Origin of the sequence: Thermococcus sp. JdF3, assembly GCF_012027495.1 — an archaeon.
Classification (GTDB): Archaea; Methanobacteriota_B; Thermococci; order Thermococcales; family Thermococcaceae; genus Thermococcus.
Genome location: NZ_SNUK01000039.1, coordinates 1 through 402, shown reverse-complemented (window position 1 = coordinate 402; position 402 = coordinate 1). Strand labels below are relative to the sequence as shown.

At 48.3% G+C, this 402-nt stretch carries 1 protein-coding gene; it reads right to left on the bottom strand.

All coding sequences use genetic code 11. From position 1 onward, the window contains the following. Positions 1–402: UDP binding domain-containing protein (locus tag E3E42_RS11795; protein ID WP_304940798.1), on the bottom strand; the 402-nt coding region annotated here is incomplete at both ends.

Sequence of the window (402 nt, the reverse complement as noted above, 5' to 3'; positions counted from 1 at the left end):
TGATGAGGATTCTGTTTCTCATCAGCTTTCCGAGCTCTTCCCAGTTGAGGGATTTGAAGGTCGTATGGTCGGTTGCTATGACTATTGCATCTGCGCCTTTAACAGCATCTTCTATGCTCTCATGAGTCCCTTTTACGAAGGGATCGTAAGTTCTAACCTCTTTAACATCCTCATTTATGGCGTCCATAAAGGCAAAGGCCGGTGAATTCCTGGTGTCATCACTGTTTCCCTTGTAGGCCAGACCAAGGATAACTACAATTGCCTCTTCGGGCTGCAGGTTTATCGTCCTGAGAGCCTCAAAGAGCAGGTCCTTCGTGAAGAGCGGCATGCTGTCGTTTATCTCTCTTGCCAGCTTTATCAAGCCGAAGTCTTCCTTCGCAGGCCAGACGAGAAGGTGAGGAA